The following is a 24,633-nucleotide window of genomic DNA, read 5'->3' as shown; positions in this document are numbered from 1 at the left end:
CTAGGATTACCACCATGACCAACGATAAATCCGCAGCTGTTCCCCCTTGGCCTTTCTTCGTACGTCCAGCCCTGGAAGTGCTTGAAGAGCACAATTTGGGTGGACTCTCAGCCATATCACAAAAGCAGGATGGGCAGTCCGCCCCTCAAAAGGCTTCTATACCATAACCGAAGCCGGTAAAAATTGGCTGGAAAGTAAAGGTATCGCTCTCCTCACTTCACAAACGGAAGACGAGTTATTGGCGCGCCTACGTGCCTCAGACCCGTCTTTTTTCGAAAAAGCTGTTATCAAGCTATTACTCGCGCGACCATACGTGAGTTTATCGGAGCTCTAGCTATCAAAGGGGTAAGTTCCGGAGTTTTTATCACAACCAGCAATTTCACTGAGTCCGCCCGACGAACTGCTGAGTCGCCTTCTCATAACATTGCCCTTATCGATGGCGAACGTCTTACATCCCTCATGGTCAAGTACAAAGTAGGCATCCAAACAAAGCAGATTTACGAAGTGGTTGAATTGGACGACGAGTTCTTCGATGATACCGATATGTAGCCAACCAACCGATACCTGATGAACTACTCACTAACATTTAGTTGTAAGTGATGATAGTTCTCCTACCTATTGCTTTTTGCAAAGCGTTACCCTAAAGTCTCACCCACCATCCCAGGAGGTCCCGTGCCCCTTATCAATGTTTCCTACGCGTCCATCCAGTCCAATGCTAAAAAGGCCGAGCTAATTGCTGAGCTCACCAAAACCTACGCCCGGGTAATGGGCGCCAAGGAGTCTTCCGTCTGGGTCATGCTGAACGAGGTTCCCCGCACAGATTGGGGTGTTGGGGGCCAGTCCCTTTCCGCGATGGACTTGGCCGCGAAAGCATCAGAGACACCCAGGGCTACCGTTACCATCCGCCAGGCCCGCGCTGAAGATATCCCTACCCTAGCTGCTATTGAGGCACGCTGCTTCCCAGCTGCCGAAGCCGCCAGTGAACAGGCTCTGACAGAACGCTTTAAGGCCTTTGGTGAACATTTTTGGGTCTTAGAAGCCGATAACGAACTTGTGGCTTTTATCGACGGGCTTGTTACAGACTCCCCCGTTATCTTCGACGAACTCTATGAAAATCCCCTAGCCCACACCCGCCACGGGGCCTACCAAACCATTTTTGGCATTAACACCCTGCCTGAGCATCGAGGTAAGGGCTACGCCAGCCAGCTCATCGCCACCCTCACTGAGCAGGCCCGGTCCCAGGGGCGGCAAGGCGTCATCCTCACCTGCAAAGAGGAACTGATTAGCTTTTACCAGAACCTTGGTTTTGAGCTTGACGGGCTTTCCGCGTCAACTCACGGCGGAGCCCGTTGGCACGACATGACCCTGCGTTGTGAAAACTAAAGGTCAGGAAGGTTCTCCCGTAACCAATCGGAGAGCTTAGCCGCAAGCTCTTTAGCTAAACGGGGCCGCCGGCTAGCAGAGACAGCCACGGTAACCCCCTGCTGGTGGGCCTGAGCCATAGACCAGAAAGCTGAATCCTCTGGCTGGCCTCCCAACCAGAACCAGATACGCCGCTCTTCGCATAGCTGGGCGATACGCTGATTCACGGCTTGGTTGTCAACAGCAGCAAAAACAAGCCAGGCACCGTCCAGGTCTTCTTCGGTGAAGACCCGGCGGTGCCATGTTAGTTCCCCTCGCTCAGCTTGCTCTTGCAGATAGGGGCTGGCCTCAGGGGTAATCAGAGTAATCTCTGCACCCGCTTCAAGGAGGTTTTTGTATTTTCGGGTTGCCACGGGTCCGCCTCCCACCAGGAGGACTTTACGCCCGGCGCAGTTGAGAGCTAAGGGAAGCATGGCAGTCCTTGAAAGCTAGGGGCGGTTACCCACCCAGCTTACTAGCTGGCTTGAGTACTCATGAATACTTGGCCGTCTTGAACTTTTACGGGATAAATGGGCAGAGTGAAGTCAGCGCCGCTCAGGCACTGCCCGTTTTCCAAGCTGAAAACATCCTTGTAGAGAGGTGAGGTGACGGTATGATTGCCGTCCTTCTCCCCTACGATGCCCCTGGCGATTACCAGGGCACCTGAGTTGGGGTCGCGGTGATCGCTAGCGAAGACCCTGTCATCGTGTGTACGGAAGACCGCGTACTGGTGGCCTTCGATCAGGGCCGCTTCACCCCAGTTCACTTCTAGGTCTTCAAGGTCGCAAATTTTGTGCCATTGGCAAGGTGCCATGCCGCCTCCCATATTTCTTGTTTTACGCCCGCTTATGTGGCTTTTTGTGGCCCTGCTGATAATATTAGCACCAGACAAGCAAATAAAGCGGTTGTTACAGCCGCATCTCACCCGAGGTAGCCACATGGTCGATATGCAGAACCAAACGTCCACCCGTCAGATTGTCGTTATTGGTGCCGGGCCCGCAGCCTGGCGCTTTGTACGAGCCTTCCAGGAGAAAGACGGTGGGACCTCTCATATCACTGTCCTCAACGAAGAGCCTTACCTTCCCTACGACAGGGTTGCTCTGGAAAAGATTTTCCAGGACCCCGATAAGGATCTGACTCTGGGCGAAGCAGCTCTGTGGGACGCTCCCAATATCACCCTACTCAATCAGGTGACGGGGACCAAGATTGATCGTGCATCTCAGGCCGTTCATGCCTCTAATGGCCAGGTCTATCCCTACGATGAACTTGTTCTTGCGACCGGCTCATCTGCCGTTAAGATTCCTATTCCGGGTTCAGAAGCCGCCCACGTCTTCCGCACTATTGACGGTGTCAAAAAGGTTGTTTCCGAGATGGCGCGGCTTAAGCAGAAGCTTGGGCGGGCGCCCAAGGCCATTGTTGTAGGTGGCGGTCTGCTCGGCCTTGAAGCCGCTGAGGGTCTCCGCGATTTGGGTGGCGAACCCACCATTCTCGATGTTGCCCCCTGGCTCCTGTCTATCGAGGTGGATCAGGGCGGTGGCTTTGCGGTGAACGCCGCAATCCGCCAGGCCGGTATTGAGATTGAAACGGGTGCTTTTATCTCCACCATTAACCGGGATTCCCAGGGCCGGGTCGTCTCTGTTTCGGTGGCAAACGGTATGGGCGATGAAGCCGACGTTAAGGTAATCCCAGCAGATATCGTGATGATGGCCGCCGGTATTCGCCCCAATGACCAGATTGCGCGCGACGCAGGCCTCGATGTCGGCGAGCGCGGTGGCCTGATTGTTGGCCCCAACTGCCAGTCCCAGGACCCCAAGATTTGGGCTATTGGCGAGGTTGCCTGCGTACTGGGTCGCACCTGGGGCCTGGTAGCGCCGGCTAATCAGATGGCTGAGGCTGTTGCCGCCAACCTGACCGGCGGTGACGTCACGCTCGAAGAGTTCGATGTTGCGACCAAGCTCAAGTTCTCTGGCTTAGAGGTTGCTGGCTTTGGTGACCGCAAGGGCGCGACCAAGAACTGTCTAGAAATCGTTTATGCTGACCCGGCGCGCGGTCTCTACCAGAAGATTGTTACATCCGCCGATGCCAAGACCCTGCTCGGTGGTGTCTTTGTGGGTGACACCGCCCCCTACGATTCGCTCAAGCCTCTGCTGGGCCGTGAGCTACCCGCCGAGCCCTCTGCCTACCTATCGGCATCGGGTAGTGACGGGGTACCCGATACCGAGCTCCCCGACGACGCTATTCTCTGTTCCTGTAATAACGTCACCTTCGGCACTATCCGTGAGTGCGTCCACGAGGGCAACCACGATGTTCCCTCTATCAAAAAATGCACCACCGCAGGTACCCAGTGCGGTAACTGCGTGCCCATGATTCAGAAGACTCTGAACCAGACTCTGGCCAAGATGGGCTTAGAAGTTTCTCATGCGCTGTGCGAGCACTTCGAGATGTCCCGCGCTGAGCTCTTTATGGCGGTGCGTTCTGTGGTTGAGCTCGATGACTTCTATTCCGTCCTTGAACGCTTTGGCAAGGGCAGTGATGGTTGCGCTATCTGTAAGCCCACCGTGGCCTCTATTCTGGCTTCAACCCGCAAGTCCTATGCGCTGGACGGTGGCCGAGGAACCCTTCAGGACACCAACGACCGTAACCTAGCGAACATGCAGAAGGACGGCACCTACGGTGTGATCCCCCGTATCCCCGGTGGTGAGATTACCCCCGAAAAGCTTGCTGTCATTGCCCAGGTTGCCGGCGATTTCGGCCTCTACACCAAGGTGAACGGTGCCCAGCGTATCGGCATGTACGGTGCCCGACTAGAGCAACTCCCCGCCATTTGGAAGCGCTTGGTAGATGCAGGCTTTGAGTCCGGCCAGGCCTACGGCAAGTCTCTGCGTAACGTCAAGTCCTGTATCGGTAGCGCATGGTGCCGCTTTGGCATGTTGGACTCCGTCCAGATGGCCATTGACACCGAAAACCGTTACAAGGGCCTGCGCTCGCCCCACAAGTTTAAGATGGGTGTCTCCGGTTGTAACCGCGAATGTGCTGAGGCGCAGGGTAAGGACGTCGGTCTGATTGCCACCGCTAAGGGCTGGAACCTTTACTTCGCTGGCAACGGTGGCGCAACACCCGCTCACGGTCGCCTCTTTGCCCAGGACCTTGACCAGGAAACCGCCTACCGCTACATCGACCGCTACCTGATGTACTACATTCGTACCGCCGATAAGCTCCAGCGCACCGCACGCTGGGCAGAGGACCTGGACGAAAAGTTCGGTGATGCGATCGAGCACCTGCGCTCCGTCATCATCGACGATTCGCTGGGTATTTGCGAGGATCTTGACCGCGACATGCAGTACCACATTGAGCACTACGAGGACGAGTGGGCCGCAACTCTCAAGGACCCCCAGCGCCTGCGCCGCTTTAGGGCTTTTGTGAACGAACCCGAGGCTCAGGACGAGGGCTCACGCATGTACGTGCTTGAACGTGACCAGATCAGGCCGGCCACCCCTGAGGAACTAGCCGCCGCCGAAGCTGAGGAAGCCGACGCCCCGGTACTGATTACCGGTGCTAAGATTCCTGTAGGCGCTCCCGCATAAACATTTGTTACATACATTTCAAATGTGAAAAGTGAAAGGTCGGGCTTTTACCCTTTTGTCACCTGCCGTGGTGTACTGGGGTAAAGCCCGACTTTTGCTCTATGCGTATAGATACACTGTCTTGCGCAGTGAAAGGTTTTGAAGAACTGTGTTTGTAAATCTTGATGTCACCGATGCTCTGGTCTTGCTGTGCGGTGATCCTGAGCGTACAGCGCGTGTAGCGCACAAGTATGGTGCTGCTGGTTCCGTGATTCAATGTGCTGAGACCGCTGGTTTAGAAGGTGCGGCTGGTTTGCGTCCTGCTCTGGTGGTTATTTGCGCGGATCCTAGTGCTGACGACGGCGCGGCTGTTACTCAATGGCGCTCTGCTGTGGCTGAGATTCTGCCAGGTGTTGTGGTCACGGTTGACTGCGAAGCGCCCCTAGGTAAGACCGGTACGGTCTTTCTGATTGGTGCTGGCCCCGGTACGCCCGGTTACATGACTGCTCGCGCGTTTGAGGCGTTGTCGGCATCCGATGTGGTGCTCATTGATCATCTGGCCCCTACCTCCGATATTGAGTCGTGGGCTCCCGGTGCTGAGATTATTGATGTGGGCAAGGTGCCCGGTACGCACAAGGTTCCGCAACGAGAGATTGATCAGATGATGATTGATTTTGCGCTGGCCGGTAAGAATGTGGCGCGCATGAAGGGCGGCGATCCCTACGTGTTTGGTCGCGGCACCGAGGAGCTCTACGTGTGTGAACGCGCGGGGCTGGATGTTGAGGTCATCTCTGGTGTGACGTCCTCGATTGCTGTGCCCGCTAGCGCAAAGGTGCCGATGACTCTGCGCAAGGTTTCACACATGTTTACGGTGGTATCCGGGCATGCTGAGCTGTCTGACGACGAACTGGACCATCTGGCTGGTTTTGTGAGGTCGGGCGGTACCATTTCACTGCTGATGGGTGTGCGCACACTCCCCCACACTGTGGCAGGTTTGCTTGCGCGTGGCGTCCGGGCTGATATGCCGCTGGGCACTTTTGAGAGTGTGTACCGCGAGAATGAGCGGGTGCGTTATTCAACGCTGGAGCGGGCTGTCGATGAGCTATCTGATGTGCGCCCGCCGGCAATTACCGTCATCGGTGAGGTCGTGGATGCGGGCAACGCTGAGGGTAAGGACGCGGAGGCCCGCCGCGATGCGCTACTGCAGCTAGCGCTGAGCGAGGGGCGGGATTCCCGTCAATAACTAGAGAGGCGGACTTCTTTACCCACAGGCTTTTTAGTTGCCCAGGTGTTTGTTATATGGGATATCAGGGCAGGTAGCGTCAAGGCCTGCCACAATGGACATCTAACTTAAGCGTTTTACCAACAATGCCGCTGGCCCCTTACCCGGGGCCAGCGGCATTGTTTATATCTGTAACTGCCTACTGGAGCAGTTCTTCCTCAGCCTGGGCTACCCAGGCCGCGAAGCTCTGGTCGGGGCTCTGGCGGTGGGCCAGGTAGTTCCGAACCAGCCGCTCCACGTAATCGGAAATCCCGGTAGCAGGAACCTTTAAGCCACGCACTGTACGGCCCAGCCCGCCTTCACCGGAGTTGGTGTAGTCTGCCAGCCGCCCTCCCAGGTGCACCTGGTAGCCCGGCACCTGCTTACCGTCTACGGTAATGATCTGCCCCTTCAAGCCAATATCAGCGGTCTGAATACGAGCACAAGAGTTAGGGCACCCGTTGATGTGCAGGGTGAGCTGTTTGAGGGCGTCCTGCTCGGCGGTACCCAGCCGCTCTCCTAGCTCACCTATCACCCGCCGGGCGGTGGCTTTGGTATCGACGATTGCGAGTTTGCAGTATTCAATGCCTGTGCAGGCAATCGTGTTGCGCTGGAAGAGTGAGGGTGTAGCCTTGAGCCCCAGCTTTTGGGCGCCCTGAACTACGGTGGTGACCTGCTCCCCCGGGATATCGAGCAGAACAAGTTTTTGGTAGACGGTGGTGCGCAGGCGGTAGGATCCCACCGATTCCAGAAGATCCGCTAACTGAATCAGCTGGGTACCGCTGATAGGCCCCACAGAAGGGGCAACACCGATGTAGTAGTTGCCGTCTTTCTGTTCGTGAACTCCAATATGGTCCCCGGATACGGTGGGGGTCTCGGGTGCAGGGCCCTTGGGTAGGGTATAGCCCAGGTACTCGGCCTCAAGCACATCAAGGAATTTCTCGGTACCCCAGTCGGCGAGCAGGAACTTGAGGCGGGCACGGTTGCGCAGACGCCGGTAGCCGTAGTCGCGGAAAATTTTGATAACTCCCAGCCATACATCGGCGGCCTGCTCCGGTGCTACGAATACCCCAAGCCGCTCAGCGAGTTTGGGGTTGGTGGAGAGCCCACCACCTATCCAAAGGTCAAAGCCCTTACCCAGTTCTGGGTGCTCCACACCGATCAGCGAGATGTCGTTGATTTCGTGGACGACGTCCTGGGAGGGGTGGGCACTGATAGCGGTCTTGAACTTGCGGGGTAGGTTAGCGAGTTCAGGTAGCCCGATGAACCTGTCTTTGATATCCCGAATAATCGGGGTGGGGTCAAAGAGCTCTTCGGCGCTGATTCCTGCAACCGGTGAGCCCAGGATAACGCGCGATACGTCGCCGCAGGCCTCGGTGGTATCGAGCCCAACGGCTTCGAGCCGGCGCCAGATTTCGGGGACGTCTTCTACCCGAACCCAGTGCAACTGAATGTTCTGCCGGTCGGTGATATCGGCTGTATCGCGGGCGAAGTCGCGGGAGATTTCGCCGATGACGCGCGTCTGTTCGGTGGTGAGCTGGCCGCCATCAATTCGCACCCGGAGCATGAAGTAGCGGTCTTCGAGTTCTTCGTTGGTGAGAGTCGCTGTTTTTCCGCCGTCAATTCCCGGCTTGCGCTGGGTGTAGAGGCCCCACCAGCGGAAGCGCCCGTGCAGGTCGTTATCTTCGATAGAGTCAAAACCCTGCTGAGCATAGATGGTTTCGATGCGCTGACGGACGTTAAGCCCGCTATCATCGAGCTTGAACTGCTCATTGGCGTTCAGGGGTTCTTGCCCATCAATCTTCCATTGCCCGTTGGGTTTAGCGACGCGGGGTGCCTTCCTGCGCGGGCCATCCGCATCGGTACGGGGGGTGAGTGTTTTTGCCAATGGTGTTCACCTTGTTGTTGTGTGAAATCTGTTGAGGGGGCTGGTCAGCTATGGCTTAGGCGGGTCTGAGGATGTATTTTTTTGGTCAGGAACATGCCCCTGAGACTGAGCCCTATACCCGCCAGTGTAACCAGGGCATAGACCAAAGGGGCGTACGTTTCGTGGTAGGGCAACAGGGCCAGCAGGGATCCGAGATTGGTGAGCACCAGCGTGGTGCCTACGAACCCGCCGAGCAGGGTGGGGTTGACGATGCTGACCAGCCAGGCGGCCACCGGAGCGGCCAGCACACCGCCGATGAGGAGTGCCCCGATTGCGGTGATATTCTCGAGGATTTGCTCGCGCATAGCCAACAGAAAGCCGGCAGATGCCGCTAGGGTTACCAGGAACTCTGCTGTGTTAACGGTTCCCACGATGCGGCGGGGTTCTGCTTTGCCAATGGTCATGAGCGTCGATGAGGTGACCGGCCCCCAGCCTCCCCCGCCTGCGGCATCAAAGAAACCGCCGAAAAAGCCCAGCGTGGTGAGGGTGGAGTTTTTGACCTGCCCCTCTGGCTTGATTTTGCGGCGGCCACGCGAAAAACGTACCACCAGGCTTACACCAATCAGAGTCAGGATCGTAGCGGTCACCGGTTTCGCAAAGGCAAGTGACAGGTTAGCAAGCAGGGTGGCACCGATGAAGGCACCTACCGCCCCCGGTAAAGCGAGTTTGCGGGTAACAGCCCAGTCCACATTCTTGAACTTCCAGTGACTTGCTCCCGAGGCCAGGGTGGTGCCCAGCTCAGCAACGTGTACGGTAGCTGACGCCACTGCCGGGTTCATCGCGGCCAGGGCTATGAGCATGGTGGTGGAGGTTGCGCCGAAGCCCATGCCTAAGCTCCCGTCAACCAGTTGGGCTATGGCCCCGCCTAAAGCAATAAGAATCAGGGTTTTCAAGCATCGCCCCTTACCGTCTCTGGGGCTAGATGCCCCGACCCCACCAACCCGGCGGCCAGCGTGTTACCGTCATGAGCGTCAATGAGCAAGAAGGAACCGACCCGACCCCGACCTGAGTAGTCTTCAAGGGGCAGGGGCTGGGCAAGCTGAATCTGAACCCGGCCAATATCGTTGAGAGCTACCCGGTCAGCGGGCGCATCGGTTGCGGTGTCAATGTCATAGACAGAGTCAATAGAGCGGATACGGGCGCGGACCAGGGAGGTAGCATAGCGCAGGTTAACTTTTGTACCGGCGGTCAGCGGTTTATCGCCCAGGCCCACAATCGTTGCGGTTAACTCACGCCGATCGCTGGGGCGGTCGGGGGCGCTGAGCAAATCGCCCCGGGCTAGGTCAATATCGTCCGCCAGCCGGATAACCACTGAGTCGTCCACATGAGCGTGCTCAACCGGGCCGTCGGGAGTGCTGATTTCGGTCACTGTGCTCTGGAGCCCGCCACCGGTCAGCACGGTCTGCCCCACCTGCACCGAACCGGCAGTCACCTGCCCGGCATAGCCCCGAAAGTCCTGCCCGCTGGCCCGAATAACATATTGAATGGGGAAGCGGAAACCCTGCGTTTCTTCTACCCGGGGTTCAATAGTCTCGAGCAGGTGCAGAACGGTGGGGCCGCTGTACCAAGGGGTCTGGGGCGAAGGGTCCACCACATTATCACCGTGCAGGGCGCTAATGGGAATGACGTGGACGTCCTCAATCCCCTGGTCCTGGGCAAGGGAAGTGAACTCATCGCAGATAGCTTCAAAGACACTCCGCGAGTAATCAACCAGGTCAATTTTATTGACCGCCAGAATAACGTGCTTAATACCGAGCAGACCGGCAACGCTCAGGTGGCGGCGGGTCTGTGACACCACCCCGTGGCGGGCATCGACCAGCAGCACCACCACGTCGGAGGTAGATACACCGGTCACCGTATTTCGGGTGTACTGCACGTGGCCGGGAGTATCCGCCAAAATAAAGGTGCGGTGGGCGGTGGAGAAGTAGCGGTAGGCAACATCGATGGTGATGCCCTGCTCGCGTTCAGCCCTGAGCCCATCAACCAGTAGAGACAGGTCAAGGTGGTCAAGCCCCTTTTCACGGGAGGTCCTCTCAACCGCCGAAAGCTGGTCGGCCAGCACGCTCTTAGCGTCGTGGAGCAGGCGGCCTACAAAGGTCGATTTACCGTCGTCCACACTGCCTGCGGTGCACAGATGGAGCGTTGAGCGTTCTTGGAGTGCCTGCGGTGTTGTGGCAGGTTCGTGTGAGTATGTCATTTTTTAGAAATACCCTTCCTTCTTGCGGTCCTCCATAGCGGATTCGCTCAGGCGGTCATCGGCTCGGGTGGCTCCGCGCTCGGTGAGCGTGGAGGTGGAAATTTCGGTGATGATCTCTTCAACGGTGGATGCTTCAGAGAGCACGGCACCGGTGCAAGACATATCCCCCACGGTCCGGTAACGAACCCTTTGGGTCACAATCGTCTCGTTCTTGGTGGGCCCGCCCCACTCACCGGCGGTGAGCCACATACCGTCACGTTCAAACACCTGGCGGTCATGGGCAAAGTAAATAGGGGGTAGCTGAATCTTCCGGGCCCCGATGTACTCCCAGATATCGGTTTCGGTCCAGTTAGAAATGGGGAAGACCCGGATGTTCTCACCCGGTAGGTGGCCACCGTTATAGAGGTTCCACAGCTCGGGGCGCTGGCGGCGGGGGTCCCAGCCACCAAAAGCGTCACGGACCGAGAAAATGCGTTCCTTAGCGCGGGCGCGCTCTTCGTCCCTGCGCGCACCGCCCAGAACTGCGTCATAACCCTGCTCTTCAATCGTCTCGACCAGGGGCACGGTTTGCAGGGGGTTGCGGGTGCCATCTGGCCGTTCTTGGAGAGCCCCAGAATCAATCCAGTCCTGCACATGAGCTACCCGCAGGCGGGCTCCGGTCTTCTGCACCAGTTCATCGCGGAAGGCCAGCACCTCGGGGAAGTTATGGCCGGTGTCCACGTGGAGTAGCTCAAAGGGAACAGGTGCCGGTGCAAAAGCGCGGCGGGCTAGCTCATAGACCACCACGGAATCCTTACCACCGGAAAACAGCAGGGCAACCTTGTCGAACTGGCCAGCCACCTCGCGCAGGATATGGATAGATTCGTTCTCAAGGTTTTTAAGGTGAGGTGAAAGGGGGCTGGTAGTTGCTACCGATGTGTTGCTCATGCGTGTAACCCACATTCTGTCTTAGTGAACCCGGCCCATCGCCCGCTCCGGGGGTCCTGGCCTTCCTCTACTCTCGCGGTGCAGGGTGCGCACCCAATCGACGGGTAGCCCGCAAGCGTCAGGGGGTGAACAATCAGATCTTTTTCTTCAATAAACCGCTGAGTTTCTTCAAGGCTCCAAGTCACCAGCGGTGAAATCTTAAGCCGCCCATTGGCGTCAATATCGAGAGCCGGTGTCTGTGCCCGCAAGGGTGAATCAGCGCGGCGCAACCCGGTAATCCACCCGGTATAGGGCCCCATAGCGGACGCCAGTGGCTCCACCTTACGCATACGGCAGCAGGCCGTCGGGTTGGAGCTAAACAGATCCTTGCCGTAGGTGGCGTCCTGCTCCACCGTATTCAGCAGAGGCTGAGCAACCACCAGAGTCTGCGGGTAGCGCTGACGAACCTGCTCGGACACATCCAAAGTCTCAGCGAAGTGGTATCCGGTATCAAGGAACAGAAAATCCGCACCGGGTAGGTAGTCCGCAGCCAGCTCAGCAAGCACAGTGTTCTCCATAGAGAGCGTGACAGCCAGAGCCCCCTCCACATGCTCATGGGCCCACTCCAAAATTTCTTGGGCGCTCGCGTCATAGAGGTCTGCTGCGTACCGGTTGACTAGCTCCTGGTTCCGCTCAATTTCCTGGGCAGTGAGCTTCTGCGCGGGTACGGTACCTTGGGGGCTCTCCCCCGGGTCCTTGTACTTACGTTGCGCTGAGCCAATACCAAAGTTTGTAAACGCTGGAATTGTTTGCGGCATTGTTTTTCCTTCCCACCGTGTGATGAATTGGCTCAAGTCTAAGCACCTGCCCCCGGTGGGTTCTGGGACTGGCGTTTGGGGCTGTCATGTCCCGTAGAGTTTCGTCAGAAAAATTAACCTTGTCATTTTTCGTTATCAATAAAGGTGTATATTCACGCAGGTGCGCGCGATTTTGGGCCGCCCCTCGGGCTACAACCAGGCTCTTTTAACATTTCGTCACGAGCTCGCGCTCCCCCTTACCCGTAACCGCGTGGGGTCGTGAAACGTCATAGGTTCACAGGGCATCTTGGGTATGTGACACAATACATTTATGCGTATTTTGTCTATTCAGTCAGCCGTTGCCTACGGGCATGTCGGCAATTCAGCAGCAGTTTTCCCCCTCCAGCGCTTAGGCCACGAGGTCATGCCGGTCAACACCGTCCTTTTCTCTAACCACACCGGCTACGGCGAATGGCGCGGCCCCCTGATTTCCGGCGACGATGTGCGTGAGGTTGTTACCGGTATCGAAGAACGCGGCGGCCTCGATGACACCGCTCTGGTCATTTCTGGTTACCAGGGTGGCTCGTCCATTGGCGATGCGATCTTGGACGCGGTAGCTAAAGCCCGTGCCAAGAACCCCAAGGTGCTCTACTCCTGCGACCCTGTACTGGGTAACGCCACCAGCGGTTGCTTTGTTTCGCCTGAGGTGCAGGAGCTGATCCGTGACCGGGTCATTCAGCACGCCGATATTATTACCCCCAACCAGTTTGAGCTGGGCTTTGTCACCCGCACCAGCCCGCAGACCCTCGATGAGGTGCTGGAATCGGTCAAGAAGGCCCAGGAAATTGGCCCGAAGACGGTTCTGGTCACGAGCGTTTCGACCCCTGAAACTCCCGAGAACAGCATCCAGATGCTAGCTGTCTCCGGCGATGAGGCCTGGCTGATTACCACTGACCGGTTACCGCTGAAGGCTAACGGCTCCGGCGACGTGACCCAGGCACTTTTTGCTTCTCACTTTGCTTCGGGTAAGTCTTTGAAGGAGGCCCTGGAACTGACAACCGCCAGCGTCTACGAGCTTCTGAAGAACACCCTAGAATCTGGCCAGCGCGAGCTACAGCTCATTGAATCGCAGGAGTCCTATGTGGCTCCCCAGGTTTCCTTTGAGGCCGTGCGAATCCGCTAAATTTCTGCTATGCCAAGGCCCCGCTCCCCCGGTGGATGCGGGGCTTTCGCACACCCCAGAGGCTAGAAGGAAAAGACAGAGGACAGGACGAAAAGATAGCAGCAAGCCCGATGATGGGCGGGTGGACCCTTATGACCAAACGAAAACGTCAGCACAAGAACACAGTACTTCCATCTAACAACGTGCGCAGAACACCTAGATTACCGGCCAAACGAACTATCGCTTTCTTGACTGCCACGCTGGTATTTTTAGCTATCTGCGGCGTATACATTGGGAATAAATTGCTAACCACTACCAAGGTATGTACCGTGACGGGCACTAACGTTGAAATCATTGATAGCAATGGGGGCGGGATTCCCTTCCAGACGCCCTTGCTTTCTATCTACTCTAGGGAGTGCCCGCCCATAGCGTTTAGTCATATGCCACCAGGATATGAGAGCTTTGAGCAGGTTAGGGGCACTCTTATCGAGGGACAGGCTTACGAATTCGAGGTGGGTTTCTTACGGCTCGAGTTACTTGGGCTTCAGGATTTTTACTGGAAGGGCGTAAGGATCAGCCCTGTCGACGGTTAAGGTTATAACGGGGTTAATGTGATAGTGGTAAAAGCATCATTCAAGAGTTCCACAAGACCACAAACCAAGCCAGGTTACGCCCCGCCGCACTGATATGTACTGGGTTTAGTTCCGCACCCGTAAATTGGAAACAACCAAAAGAACAAAGGAACTTCACCCATGCCCACCAAATACCCCGCCGAACTCAAAACACGAGCCCTACGCCTACTGGTCGACCACCTCGAAAACAACCCCGACACAGGCATCTACACCGCCTGCCGAAACATCGGAGAACGCCTCGGCATCGGCCCTGAAACCTTACGAAAATGGCACAAACAAGCCGAAATCGATAACGGCACCCAGCCTGGAATCACCACAGATATGGCAGCCGAAAACCGACGCCTGCGCAAAGAAATCGCTGAACTCAAGCGAACGAATGAAATTCTACGGACGGCTTCAGCTTTTTTCGCAGCGGAACTCGACCGTCCGGCCCGATGATGATTCGCTTTATTGACCAGTACAAGAATCACTTCGGGGTCGAGCCCATATGCCGTGCACTTTCTGCTTTTCTTGAAGACGGGTTCATCACTTCTCGTGGCTACCGAGCAGCGAAGAAGCGTATCCCTGCTGCCCGTGCCTTGAAAGACCAGCTGCTGATTCCGGAACTGACCAGGATTCATGCCCAGAATTATGGGGTTTATGGTGTGCGGAAAATGTGGCACGCCATGAGGCGTGCTGGCTGGGATATTGGTCGGGATCAGACCTACCGACTCATGAAAATAGCCGGTGTTGCTGGTGCTCATCGGGGTCGTAAACCTGTCACGACTCGTACTGCCACAGTGATTGATGACCGTCCTGATTTGGTTCAGCGTAACTTCACCGCAACCGCGCCGAACCGGTTATGGGTAGCTGATTTCACCTACGTCAGGACGTATTCAGGTTTCTGTTATACGGCCTTCATTACTGATGTGTTTTCCCGGAAGATTGTGGGTTGGGGTGTTTCTTCGACCATGCATACTCTGGGGATGCCTTTGACGGCGTTGAAGCAGGCTTTGTTCCAGGCGAAGAAGGATGGTTCTGATCTAACGCAGATTGTGCATCATTCTGACCGGGGGTCACAGTATGTTTCTACTGATTACACCCAGGATTTGAAGGCGTTGGGTGTGCAGCTGTCGGTGGGTTCTACTGGGGATTCTTATGATAATGCTTTGGCTGAGTCCGTCAATGGTGCGTATAAGGCGGAGCTGGTGAAGAATCGCCTGTTTGATTCTGTGGCTTGCTTGGAGTTGGAGACGGCTGAGTGGGTTGCTTGGTGGAATCGGGTTCGGTTGCATCAGGGGCTTGGTTATCGGACGCCTGAGGAGGTGGTGGTTGATGTGTTGAGCCTCGTATAATGGTCGGAACTAAAGCCAGTACATATCAGCCAAAGTCGAAGAATCAAGTAGTTGATCTAGACTATGGGCTCTGAAAGCATGAGCATCATGTCTAGCACCAGGCAACGGGTCAGTGATAGCCAGGAGCCTGCCATCGAGGGTGCAGATGACCTGGTGATTAAATCCTGCTCGTTTATGCTTACCAGAGAAGTTTCTTTTCCCTTGTGAACGCCAGTTCCAGGTGGGAATAAGGGTTCCGTCAATCACGAGGGAACCTGATGCTTTTAGCCCCTCTTGCAAGGGTCTGTTCAGTGGTTTGAGAACCTGGGTGAGGGCTTTTTCGATGGTGCTGATAGTCCGCGAGATGGTGGGCTGTGAGACGTCGAAGAGGTGGGCGAGGGCTTCTTGAGTGATGTTGTGTCGGTAGCTCAGTAGTGTTACTTTGAGGGCCTTAGCCAGGGTAAGTCTGCGGGGTTTTTCGGCTGGTTTGGTCCAGGTGAGGTGGGTGTTGAGGGCTGTGAGGAGTGTGGCGAATTGCGTGGCGGTGAGGCCGGTTGTACGCTGGTGTAGCAACGGTTCTTCCGGTGTGGCTTGAGGTTATTTGTAGTGATTTAACCCTCTTATTTTTGTCACCTGGTGGGGCCGTTGTCTAGTTGGTGGGGGTGGGTGTGTGGACCCCCTTATGAATAACCCTCTTTATTCTCATTGAGTTTATCGGCTAATTCTTGAAAGCTTCTGAAGCTACCCCAGAGTCGGTAGATCCTGATTTCTCCACATTCTGAGGTTTGTATATGCACAACTTCGTGTTTGGTGGCTGATTTGGATCCACCAGTCGATGTGTCAACTACAGCTGATTCAACGGTGCATGTGCGAGGCTCAGCGGTCATATTATTGACCCATGGAACGAGGCTGAGGTTAGCCATCATGAATATAATGGTTCCAAAAATCAAGGGCATAAGGATTTTTGCTCGCAGGGGAATGCGGGAGTGTTGTTTGTTTGGTGGGTGATTATTAGTTATTTTCAAAACTTTGTTTCCTGAACTATAGAAAAAACAATTATCTGCGACCAGAATCAATTGCATCCAAGAAGTAGCCTCCCCAGTTACATCCCCCATAACATGAGGCCATGCGCTTGATGGGCTTGGTAAAGCAGCAACGAAGCCAGCGAACGCAACATTTCCAGTCAGCCCAGAAGCAGTGTGCGGTCCTGGTTGTTTCATACACGAATACGCGGTAAAGGTGCCACCGGCAAGGGCTCGAACCGCAATCCCACCGGGAACCACGTCCATGGCTAGCTGTCGTGGTCCTACTAAGACTACACCTTGCTTCCTGCTCTAATCGTATCTACACGAAGCTGTAGGGGAACATGGGGGTAGGAACTCCATACGAAGACGTCAGCGGTTTCTGCTTGTGAACCAGGGGGCGGGTTGTTATTTACAAGACTGGGTTTTCTACCCCATCAATCAGGCCCTGGTTTGCCTCTGCATCGGTGGGCGCACGCCAGAGTAGATTCCCCTTGTCATCAAGGATGCGCCAGGTCCAGGCGGGTTCGCTTGAACCGATCTGCCTCAAGCGCAAAGAATCAAAAACCAGCGAACATCCATATAATCCGAAACCGCTTCCAGTGTAACTTTGCAGAGTTTCACCCTGAGCAATAGAGGCAAAATTGAGTACTCCGGCCTTTGTAGCATTATCCATTAATAAAACTTTATCTGAATAAAAGGCCCAAGAATTCCAGAATTGAATCTTATATTTTTCTGCGGAATTTTTCTGAAGATAAATTTCAAGAACTCGATTACTATGGTCATTTTCAAGTAAATTCAATGAACTAATTTTTGTACCAATCAAACCATGAGGAAAACTTTTTTTGTTACTTAAAATAACTGGAGTATATAAAGCATCCCACTGAGTAAAATCAGTTCCAAGGGCAGAAAGTTCGTAAGGATAAATCTCTCCTGCAAAAAGCTGCTCCCCCTCGCCTACAACAGTTAGACTCCATTCCGTGGCAAATTCATTATCGGACGTGAGGGCTCGGATCATTCCCCCGTCTTCTAAAATATATGTTGCATCGTAAACATTATCTGGCCCTAGGATATCAACAACTTTGACGCCAATAATTCTCTGGAGATTGCTATTAATTATTTCAACTTCATTATCCCAACTAAAAACCTCTCCCGCATAATATATTTCCCAGTAGAAATCTAGATATAATGAAAATTCTCGGCCGCTGGAAGTTTTTCCAGCCAGGGAAAGTGCGTAACTATCTGGTTGGAAATATTCGATAGTGAAGGGCAGTTCATTAATAAATTCTTTGATGTTATTCATTATTTACTCATAACGATGTAGGGGTAGTTTTAGAGGTTTTTTATTTAGACCTGCGGATTCTCTCTTTCATGAACTGCACGCAAAATATGGTGCTGATGATTAGGATTTGTGCCAGTGTTAGATTCCATGATTCGAATTCTAGAACCATCGAAAGTACTCACCCACTGTTGACCGGGGCTACGTGTGGGGTACGGCCCATCCCAAACCGGTGAACCAGTAAGAACCTTCGCGAACCTATCAGCATTCGTATGACCAACGGCCACGCCATCTTCGTTCATTATCCAAGCATTTTGAGCCATCGAGTCATTTCAGGCTACACCCGAGCGGGCGCCAAGAACCCCCAAAAAAAAGAACCCTGGTCACAAGAGCCCCGCGTACTAGACACCAAGAAGTAGCAAAGACTACACACTCCTACTCTGTTCTTCTAAATATTCCACACAAAGATGATATAACCGCGTTCTCAGACGGCCTAACATCATATTTTCTTGTGGATAGAAGTTGCCCGCGGCTGACAAAACAAGATCTGAGAAACTACCAGCTCCTCGGTACATTTTGAGGATATTTCTGATTACGATTTCTTCGTTTGGGGCTGAATGAAGGGAACGCAATATGACTTCAAAAGAAGAACTATAAGGTTCGCACTGCATAGAATTAAGAAGGGCATGTATTTTTCCGACACATTCTATGATGTGTTTTTTTAGTTGATTTTCCAATGTCCTATCTCTTTCGCCCCTTCAATAGTCCAGGTTTTTCGATGAGAATTTGTTGAGTTCATCCCATGTAAAGCCCTCCGGAGCAGTCCGATAAGCATGGGCTTCCCTCAGCACTCTTGGGGGTTTACTTGACGGGATTCAACGAAGTCACACCAGTGGAGCCAAATACATCCTTTTGCAACTGCAGAAAACACTAACAAACACGCAAAACACCCCGACATCATCGCAAGCAACAAATACATGCCGCTCAGTTTGTGGCACCCAAACATCACGCGCTCTAGCGCTCAACCCGTTTCCGAAGGCAATTCGATACGTTGAGCATCAAGCACAGCACCAGTCCAACGAGGCAACTGATATGGGTGTAGCCAAAATATCACGGTTTCCCCCTGATATGAGTCTAAAAGCTCCACAGCCCCTTCAGTAGAGCCTGTTCCAAGATCACCTTTGTACCCAATAACCCCACACTCCTCAGTACGAATCATAATCGTCGATGACGTCGATGAGCTTCTCAGACCCCCACCTGAACCATCAAGATAAACATCTTCAATAGTGCAGCGCTTCTCTTCTTGCATAGATTCAATATTGCCCGCAATAAAATACCAAGGAATACCAACCATTAGAGTTAAACAAACACTAAAAAATACCAATAACCCTAGACATCCTAAATAGTTTTTGAATCCTATTTCGCTCTTAAGGTTACTTCCAGGAAGATTAGACTGAGAGATTTTAGTTGAATATTTCTTCATAATAATTTGCTGATAATCAGTGCGAGCTTTCGCCACCACTCCCTATAGAAGTGTTGGCTCCAACTTGCCCCGCGTGGGTAGATGCACCCCCAGCCATATTCTCTAAACCTTTGATAAACATATCCTTACCTGAGAATTCGCCTCCATGTCCGATAAGGTAGTTTCCTGCACCTGTCGAGAAATCAACGATTCTGTCTGCAGCATACCCTGCAACCTTGTGCACACTTGAATTATTTATAGCTAGAGAAGGTAATGGATTTAAAGCAAAAAGTTTATCTACCATTGGATTTGCAGCTTTCAGGCTGTTTTCTCCAAGTTTTCTAGCAGAGTTGCACAAGTAAGGAGTAACGCCACCAAAGATGGTACCAGAAGCCCAAGCCCTCAGCGCTCCATCCACACTTGGGTCGTACTTTTCGCCCCCTTTAGAATCAATAAAGGAACCACCTAAGCTATTGAAGCCACCGGTTGTAGCGCCTTCCACGACTTGCCCTGGAAGCATCTGACGGAATTTACTCAACCTTGCAAAATTATTAGCCTGAGAAATGGCTGCCTGTTCAGAACGTCTTACACTTTCACGTTGCAACACCAAACTCTTAAAGTCGCTTCGAGGTCGTCCTGTCTTATAAAAATTAGTAGCTTTCTGGAATAACATAGCTGATTCATCGCTCAGACTAGCTGCCGTATTTGCAACACGTCCAGCAAGTATTTTGCCAACGCCCAATGCAGCACCTCCGCCTAAAAGAGCTGAAGCTCCCCCGACTAGAGCGTTCAATCCAGCTTCTTTCCAGTCGACAGTACCGTTCTGCATTTTCTGAGAAATGACATTTATACCGCCAGAAAGCAATGCGCCTGAACCCGCCATTAAAGCTAGTCCGATGGGAGCCCCAATTCCCGTAAAGGTGAGTGCTGTCCCTACGATTCCTAGTGCAATAGCAGCTCCACCAGCCACATACTCCCAGTTATCGGCCACCCAGTCCTTTGCGGTGGCTAGCGCGCCCTGGTGTGCTTGCGCGTAGGCCTGTAGGTCAGCGTCGGTGGCTGGGCGTAGCCCCCACGGGTCCACCTGATTCACCGGATTATTACCCGCAAAGGAATACGGGTTAGAACCCCACGCGGCACCAGCCACAGGAGCCAAAGGGTCAACGCTCAAGAATGAAGCGGTCAGCGGATCGTAACCACGGGCTCCCATCAGCTCCACACCGGCAACAACGGGCACGCCGTCAGCACTGAGGTCAAAACCAGCAAGCAACCCGCCCTCACCAGAGGCACCGGGGCCAGCACCGGGAACAGCGAAAGGATCCACCTCATCCGTCGAACGGGCCAAACGCCAACCGGTCGCAGGTGCAAGCCCCAAAGACTCACCAGCAACACTCACCAGCGTGGGAACCGGGGCGGTAGAATCCCAGAACAAATCAATACCGTCAATCTGAGCAATCTCACCCAGAGCATCGACCGCTATCGAATGTGCTATCGATTCCCCAGCACCGGTACTAACCCGGATGCCCTCCAGATAGCCAGCAGGCCCATAGGCAAACTCACGCACCGAACCGTCGGGGTCAGTCTCCCGAACACGCCGCCCCAAACCGTCATACACAAACTCACGAACCAGACCATCAGAGCCAGTCACACTCACAAGTTGTGAAGCCGCATCGTAGGCTAGAACCTGCTCAGCACCATCAGCACCCACAGTTCGAACCAGACGCCCACACTCGTCATACTCATAAAGCATAGACTCTCTACCGGTAGTCGAGCTATGAACAGACACGAGCTGCGACGCGTCATCGTAACCGTAGTTTGCGTACGTGCTCATTCCATCAACGGCGATTCTTTCAACGCCTGCAACACGCCCAAACTCGTCACGGGAAATCGACGTTTCCTGAGCAACCTTGCCCTGGCCGTCCACCAGACGGTGAGCAACCACAGCACCGTTAGCGTAAGTCCACTGTGATACTAGATCCTCAGTCGCTGTAGAAACTACACGCGACGCAGCATCGTAGCTATAAACGGTCTTTCTTCCTTCTGAGTCAGCGACACTTTCCAGACGCCCTGCACCATCGTAGGAATACTCAACAGACCCACCAACAGGATCAACCCTAGACAGCAGCTTGCCAGCCGCATCATAGGACCAGCGCATAGTCGATTCGCCACGCGAACGCGAAAGAAGCCTGCCCACACGGTCATACTGCAACTCGTGCACAGTCTCGCTGTCGCCAGAATAATCATGAACGCGCACCTTACGCTGAGCAAAGTCACGCTCAACCGAAGAAACTAAACGCTCATTGACGCTCATTGAGGTTTCGCGGCCCTCAGAGTCATAGGTCCAGCTAGTAACCCGGCCCGTGGGATCGGTCTGAGAAAGCTGACGCCCAGCCGCATCGTAGGTAGCCTGTATAACACGCCCCAGAGCATCGGTCACAGAATCGACCTTATCCAACTGCGTGTAAGTACGGGTTGTTACACCCCCAGCAGGGTCAACCATACGCACCATACGACCACGCAGATCATACTCATACCGGGTGCGCCCACCCAAGCCATTGATAGCCTGAACCAGTTGACCGGCAGCATCATACTTGAAGCGGCGAATACCGAATGAGCCATCCTGTATAAAGGTCAGACGGCCACAGACATCGTAGCCGTAACGTGCTACTCCCCTACCCGGGATTACAGCCCTGACCAGGCGACCACAGGCATCGTACTCATACTCTGAGCGCTCACCAGCGGGGTTCACCTTAGCAACCACACGGGAGTCAGCGTCGTAAACCAGCTCAGTCACAGCGCCCGTTGCGTCGATATAACGGTAGGCACGACCGGCATCATCATACTCGTAGCTCACACGGGCACCGTCAGGGCCAACGACCGCAACCAAACGACCCGCAACGTCATACTCGCACCGAGTCAGAGCGCCCTCACCATCGACCAGCTCAACGGGATTGCCAGCAAGGTCGTAGGAAGTCAGCTCAACAGAGCCATCCAAATTTTCGCGCTTAACCGGCCGACCATACGCATCGGTAGTAATCGTAGCGGTGCCAAAAATATCGTTCAGCGTAATCCGCTGGTCAGCACGGTCAACGCTCGCCGTAACCCGGTTACCCAAAGGGTCAACAGTCGCAGCAAGCTGACCGGTCTGATCGTATTCACGGCTCCACACAGAACCCGCAGGGTCCGTAATCGCAACCAGTCGTGAAAGGCTGTCATGCTCAAAGCCCCAGGAGGCCCCATCAGGCAAAATAGCCGCAGAGACGTTACCCATATCGTCAAACTCACGTGACACCGACCGGCCCAGCGGGTCAATAGTCTGGGCAACCTGGCCGTGCGCACCGTAGCGCATAGAAGTACGCTCACCCGCAGGGTCAACGATTGCTACCAGGCGGCCCGCGGTATCGTACTCGTAGCGGTGTGTTGCGCCATCAGGGTCAACCTTACCCACCACCTGACCGGCGGCATCATAGGTAAAACGCGTCTTATGGCCACCCGGCGAAATAGCCTCAACAGCACGCCCAGCCTGGTCATAGACCATCCGCGCAGTATCACCGTAGGCATTCGTTACGCTCGTCAGGTTATCGAAAGAATCGTACGTAAAACTCAATGGCACCCCGGTCGGCCCAACAACCCCAGTCAAAAGACCGGACTCCCAGGTCAAATGGGTGATACCGCCCAGTGCATCGCGAATCTTGCAGGGGTTACGGTCCTGTCCCTCATAGGAGTAGGAAATCAGACCACCGGTAGTAGTCACAACATCGGTGATGCGGTCCTGCTCATCCCAGGCAAAAGTAATGTCAGAACCCTCTGGGGTTACTGTGCGGGTTCGCCGGCCACGCTTATCATAAGCATGCACGGTAATTGAGCCGTCGCGTTCAGTAACAGAGACAAGGTTGCCCTTGCGGTCATAAGACATCGACTGCCGATGGTCGTGAGCATCAATGACGCCCACCAACCTACCCTTGGCATCCGAAATCCAAGAGTTAGACCGTTGGCCGTCTTCATCAGCCACAACGGTAACTCGGCCGGGCAGGTACGAGAACCTGACTAAACGACCGTGCGGGGTCTTCTGGCTAATAACCCTGCCGTACTGGTCATAAGTATTGACGACTTCCTGGACCCCAGCGGCATCAGCCACCACTTCAATAAGACCCTGCTCATTGTGCGTGTAGCGGCGGTGGTGGTAGTTACTGCCCTTAGCCTCGGTCAGCAAACCAGCTGCGCTGTAGGAATACTCAATCCTTAGCCCGTCAGAGCTGGTTGCAACAGCGACCTTGCCATCTACATATTCAAAAGCGATAGCCCTGCCGCGCTCATGCCTTAGGGCAGTAATTTCGCCCTGGCGATCACGGTCAACATAGACTCCCGTTCCCCGCCCCTGGGCAGAACCAAGCCAGTTACCCGCGGCAGTGAAGAACCACCCGGAACCGGTATTGTTGGCAACAACCCAGGCGACACGACCGCTCAGAACCTCAGGTATCAGAACGGTACTTGCCTCTGCTACCGGTACAAGCCAAAAGTTCTCGTCAGCACAGGGTAAGAAGCCTTCCCCCGACCGCGCAAAAGAAATCTTTCTGCCATCGTGCATAGCCCAGGTTGCCTGCTCATCATCAAAGATAAGAGCAGTATCGAGCACAGAGCTCCACCCGGGGCCAAAAACCCCGCCCGTCTCACCGCGCGAGTTATACATACGGGTAAGCGCTAGAGCCGAGCAAGCACCCACAAAAGAAAGATCATCCTCCGGTTCAATAAAGTTACCGTTACCGGTATTAACCGGGTCAAGCGTGTACCCGCTGGTAGGCTGACCGCCAACCGCAGCGGGGTTCATGATAGTCAGATCTTCACGGTTTGCTGAAACCCCGGCATTCTGCAAAGCAGTCGAAAGAGCGGAGTTGGCTATAGAAACGGGGTTACCTGAACTTGCCCCTGCATCTTCGAATGCTTGAGCAAGTGTATTAGCCCAAGTAATATCTTGTGCGTTCTTTTCGAGCCAGGTGCCAATAGCGCTAATCGCACCTGATGCATCAAGTGAACCGTACTTGCAACTCCCTTGAAAATCCGCGTAGGCAGTATCGAGCGATGTTTTCTTACCCTTGACCTCTGTATCCAGCGGCTCCAACCCGGTACTGAAAGCCCTCAGATTCTCAGGAATAGCAGATGTAGTCCCTCCACCGCCGTTGCCACTACCGGGGCTAGGGTTGGGCGTCTTGCGGGGTGTATTAACCGGAGTCTGCGCACTTGTATTAATAGGGTCAGAAGGCGGACCCACCGGTGGCTCAGGTTCACCCATGACACTATCGTGGAAATCCTTTAGAGCCCCAAATTTATCTTTCAGATGCTGCTGTTCAGCGATAAACTCACGGGCAAGGCGGCGGCACTCATTCTTCTCCCTTGCCTTTTGAGCAAGGTCTTCGACAAAGCCAGCGGCATTCCTCAACGCCGTAGCAATATCCTCGGCATCACTCGCCGCCGTACGAGCGTTGGATGCAAAAAGCTCCTCAAAGTACCCACGGAACTCTTCACGAGCAGTAGTTACAAGCGAAGAACGGGAGGAAGCCTGAGTCTCAAGCAGAGAGGCTGCATTCGTAAAAGCGCTTTTTAGAGTACTCGCATGCCCAAAGTTAAACTCAACATCGCCATCAATTGCTCCGAGATTGTCGCTCATCTACTTCCGCTTCCCTGCATCACATCAATAAATTGCTTTACATTGC

The 24,633-nt window shown here is 54.3% G+C and carries 18 protein-coding genes and 1 pseudogene; 7 read left to right on the top strand and 12 right to left on the bottom strand.

Annotated features, from left to right (window positions below):
- Positions 1–103: 103 nt before the first annotated feature.
- The 3 genes and pseudogenes from HWU94_RS11765 to HWU94_RS05240 form a co-directional block, all read left to right on the top strand.
- A pseudogene (locus HWU94_RS11765) lies at positions 104–334 on the top strand (hypothetical protein); the annotation flags it as partial.
- Entirely contained in the window at positions 238–549 is a 312-nt protein-coding gene (locus HWU94_RS11760) for a restriction endonuclease (protein ID WP_185174775.1), read from the top strand. The pseudogene HWU94_RS11765 and the gene HWU94_RS11760, both read left to right, overlap by 97 nt.
- 123 nt (positions 550–672) lie before the next feature.
- Positions 673–1,383, top strand: a complete 711-nt coding sequence (locus HWU94_RS05240) for a GNAT family N-acetyltransferase (RefSeq protein ID WP_185174609.1) — start codon at positions 673–675, stop codon at positions 1,381–1,383.
- Here HWU94_RS05240 and HWU94_RS05235 read toward each other — a convergent pair.
- Together HWU94_RS05235 and nirD are read right to left on the bottom strand one after the other, a co-directional pair.
- A complete protein-coding gene (locus tag HWU94_RS05235) occupies positions 1,380–1,835 on the bottom strand; it encodes a bifunctional precorrin-2 dehydrogenase/sirohydrochlorin ferrochelatase (protein WP_185174608.1) in 456 nt (151 codons plus the stop codon). The genes HWU94_RS05240 and HWU94_RS05235 overlap by 4 nt on opposite strands.
- Before the next feature lie 41 nt (positions 1,836–1,876).
- Complete coding sequence (gene nirD, locus HWU94_RS05230; RefSeq protein ID WP_185174607.1) at positions 1,877–2,215, bottom strand: nitrite reductase small subunit NirD; 339 nt, start codon at positions 2,213–2,215, stop codon at positions 1,877–1,879.
- 133 nt (positions 2,216–2,348) lie between these two features.
- On the opposite strand from nirD, the gene nirB reads away from it, so the two are divergent.
- Positions 2,349–4,985: a nitrite reductase large subunit NirB gene (gene nirB / locus HWU94_RS05225; RefSeq protein WP_185174606.1), complete on the top strand. Its 2,637-nt coding sequence runs from the start codon at positions 2,349–2,351 to the stop codon at positions 4,983–4,985.
- 148 nt (positions 4,986–5,133) lie between these two features.
- Positions 5,134–6,207, top strand: coding sequence for a uroporphyrinogen-III C-methyltransferase (gene cobA, locus HWU94_RS05220; RefSeq protein ID WP_185174605.1), 1,074 nt, complete (start codon positions 5,134–5,136; stop codon positions 6,205–6,207).
- A 178-nt stretch (positions 6,208–6,385) separates the two neighbouring features.
- On the opposite strand, the gene HWU94_RS05215 is transcribed toward cobA, so the two are convergent.
- The 5 genes from HWU94_RS05215 to HWU94_RS05195 are packed head-to-tail and all read right to left on the bottom strand — an operon-like array spanning position 6,386 to position 12,073.
- Positions 6,386–8,113 (bottom strand): nitrite/sulfite reductase, encoded by a 1,728-nt coding sequence (locus HWU94_RS05215; protein WP_185174604.1) that lies wholly within the window; start codon positions 8,111–8,113, stop codon positions 6,386–6,388.
- Between the two features lie 44 nt (positions 8,114–8,157).
- A complete protein-coding gene (locus HWU94_RS05210; protein WP_185174603.1) occupies positions 8,158–9,045 on the bottom strand; it encodes a sulfite exporter TauE/SafE family protein in 888 nt (295 codons plus the stop codon).
- Positions 9,042–10,349, bottom strand: coding sequence for a sulfate adenylyltransferase subunit 1 (locus HWU94_RS05205; protein WP_185174602.1), 1,308 nt, complete (start codon positions 10,347–10,349; stop codon positions 9,042–9,044). The genes HWU94_RS05210 and HWU94_RS05205 overlap by 4 nt, the downstream gene beginning before the upstream one ends.
- Positions 10,350–10,352: 3 nt before the next feature.
- The gene (cysD, locus tag HWU94_RS05200; RefSeq protein WP_185174601.1) at positions 10,353–11,276 is read right to left on the bottom strand and encodes a sulfate adenylyltransferase subunit CysD; all 924 of its coding nucleotides are present in this window, start codon (positions 11,274–11,276) and stop codon (positions 10,353–10,355) included.
- Positions 11,273–12,073, bottom strand: coding sequence for a phosphoadenylyl-sulfate reductase (locus HWU94_RS05195; protein WP_185174600.1), 801 nt, complete (start codon positions 12,071–12,073; stop codon positions 11,273–11,275). Before HWU94_RS05195 ends, cysD begins: the two co-directional genes overlap by 4 nt.
- 310 nt (positions 12,074–12,383) lie before the next feature.
- Here HWU94_RS05195 and pdxY point away from each other — a divergent pair, with 310 nt between their 5' ends.
- Both pdxY and HWU94_RS05185 read left to right on the top strand, forming a co-directional pair.
- A complete protein-coding gene (gene pdxY, locus HWU94_RS05190; protein WP_185174599.1) occupies positions 12,384–13,235 on the top strand; it encodes a pyridoxal kinase PdxY in 852 nt (283 codons plus the stop codon).
- 731 nt (positions 13,236–13,966) lie between these two features.
- Positions 13,967–15,180, top strand: a protein-coding gene (locus HWU94_RS05185) for an IS3 family transposase (protein ID WP_185174598.1) whose coding sequence is annotated in 2 segments (ribosomal slippage) — positions 13,967–14,246 and positions 14,246–15,180 — 1,215 coding nt in all. Because the reading frame shifts where the segments join, the coding sequence is not laid out codon by codon here.
- A 9-nt stretch (positions 15,181–15,189) separates the two neighbouring features.
- On the opposite strand, the gene HWU94_RS05180 is transcribed toward HWU94_RS05185, so the two are convergent.
- The 5 genes from HWU94_RS05180 to HWU94_RS05160 all read right to left on the bottom strand — a co-directional run bounded on the left by HWU94_RS05180 (position 15,190) and on the right by HWU94_RS05160 (position 24,587).
- Positions 15,190–15,732: a transposase family protein gene (locus HWU94_RS05180; RefSeq protein WP_185174597.1), complete on the bottom strand. Its 543-nt coding sequence runs from the start codon at positions 15,730–15,732 to the stop codon at positions 15,190–15,192.
- A gap of 107 nt (positions 15,733–15,839) precedes the next feature.
- Positions 15,840–16,448 carry a hypothetical protein gene (locus HWU94_RS05175; RefSeq protein ID WP_185174596.1) on the bottom strand — a complete coding sequence of 203 codons (609 nt, stop codon included), beginning with the start codon at positions 16,446–16,448 and terminating at the stop codon, positions 15,840–15,842.
- Positions 16,449–16,593: 145 nt separating this feature from the next.
- On the bottom strand, positions 16,594–17,484 hold the full coding sequence (locus HWU94_RS05170; RefSeq protein WP_185174595.1) for a hypothetical protein: 891 nt from the start codon (positions 17,482–17,484) through the stop codon (positions 16,594–16,596).
- A gap of 997 nt (positions 17,485–18,481) precedes the next feature.
- A complete protein-coding gene (locus HWU94_RS05165; protein ID WP_185174594.1) occupies positions 18,482–18,979 on the bottom strand; it encodes a hypothetical protein in 498 nt (165 codons plus the stop codon).
- The gene (locus tag HWU94_RS05160) at positions 18,960–24,587 is read right to left on the bottom strand and encodes a DUF6531 domain-containing protein (RefSeq protein WP_185174593.1); all 5,628 of its coding nucleotides are present in this window, start codon (positions 24,585–24,587) and stop codon (positions 18,960–18,962) included. The genes HWU94_RS05165 and HWU94_RS05160 overlap by 20 nt, the downstream gene beginning before the upstream one ends.
- Positions 24,588–24,633 lie beyond the last annotated feature (46 nt).

Origin of the sequence: Rothia nasimurium, from assembly GCF_014217215.1 — a bacterium.
Taxonomy (GTDB): Bacteria; Actinomycetota; Actinomycetes; order Actinomycetales; family Micrococcaceae; genus Rothia; species Rothia avistercoris.
This window is presented reverse-complemented; position numbering and strand designations above follow the sequence as displayed.

Coding starts and splice junctions, on each gene's coding strand:
- HWU94_RS05235 (WP_185174608.1), bottom strand. CDS start 1,835: ATGCTTCCCTTAGCTCTCAACTGCGCCGGGCGTAAAGTCCTCCTGGTG.
- nirD (WP_185174607.1), bottom strand. CDS start 2,215: ATGGCACCTTGCCAATGGCACAAAATTTGCGACCTTGAAGACCTAGAA.
- nirB (WP_185174606.1), top strand. CDS start 2,349: ATGCAGAACCAAACGTCCACCCGTCAGATTGTCGTTATTGGTGCCGGG.
- HWU94_RS05205 (WP_185174602.1), bottom strand. CDS start 10,349: ATGACATACTCACACGAACCTGCCACAACACCGCAGGCACTCCAAGAA.
- cysD (WP_185174601.1), bottom strand. CDS start 11,276: ATGAGCAACACATCGGTAGCAACTACCAGCCCCCTTTCACCTCACCTT.
- HWU94_RS05195 (WP_185174600.1), bottom strand. CDS start 12,073: ATGCCGCAAACAATTCCAGCGTTTACAAACTTTGGTATTGGCTCAGCG.
- pdxY (WP_185174599.1), top strand. CDS start 12,384: ATGCGTATTTTGTCTATTCAGTCAGCCGTTGCCTACGGGCATGTCGGC.
- HWU94_RS05175 (WP_185174596.1), bottom strand. CDS start 16,448: ATGGACGTGGTTCCCGGTGGGATTGCGGTTCGAGCCCTTGCCGGTGGC.
- HWU94_RS05170 (WP_185174595.1), bottom strand. CDS start 17,484: ATGAATAACATCAAAGAATTTATTAATGAACTGCCCTTCACTATCGAA.
- HWU94_RS05160 (WP_185174593.1), bottom strand. CDS start 24,587: ATGAGCGACAATCTCGGAGCAATTGATGGCGATGTTGAGTTTAACTTT.